Genomic DNA, 666 nt, shown 5'->3' on the forward strand with positions numbered 1-666 from the left:
TCAGCGTAGGTACAGGCGGCAGAGGAGTCGGCGTCGGGGTAGGCGTTGGCTGAGGGAGATTGCCACAGGCTGGAACTCCATTAAGCCGTGAGCCACGAATCTCTGTTCGTTCTTCCTCCCTACTAAAAATTGAGTCGTCAACTCGCAAGACTTGCCCAAAAGCATCTCGGATAGTCAGGATAAAGACAATATCATCCCCAGTTAATTCATCGTTAATCTGGATTTGTCCTTGCGCGTCAAGTCTTCGGACGGGTCTCACTGCTTTGGAAAGAATCCTCAAATCATCAAAAAATCTGGGATCTGTTGGAAATGTATAGCTAAAGTTGAATCCGTTAGCGTCGGTGAACGTGTTGCCTCTTCCAATCAGCAGGTTCCTAAACTGGCTCAGGGCCTCGGGCCGGATTACGCCAGTAACATCCGTTCCGCAAGTGATATTCAAGACCTGAATGTCTACACTCGCAATCACCCCTCGGACAATCAGGTTGGTCAGGTTCACCTTGTAAGAGAGCGAGGCAAACGGCTGGTCAACATCAAAGCCGCCCCCTGACCCAAATTGCGGCGGATCCGGCAGGTCGGGCTGAATGGGCGGCGGCGTGATGGGGGCGAAGTCCGGCCCAGGGCGGAAGGTGATGGGTGTGAGGTTGGGCGAGATCGTGGGGGCCACGG

The 666-nt window shown here is 53.9% G+C and carries 1 protein-coding gene; it reads right to left on the reverse strand.

All coding sequences use genetic code 11. The features are described from left to right. Positions 1–666 (reverse strand): hypothetical protein (locus NW853_RS12180; protein ID WP_414349135.1); only part of this gene is annotated, 666 nt, incomplete at both ends.

The sequence above is a fragment of the Synechococcus sp. H55.11 genome (assembly GCF_047462475.1).
GTDB lineage: Bacteria > Cyanobacteriota > Cyanobacteriia > Thermostichales > Thermostichaceae > Thermostichus.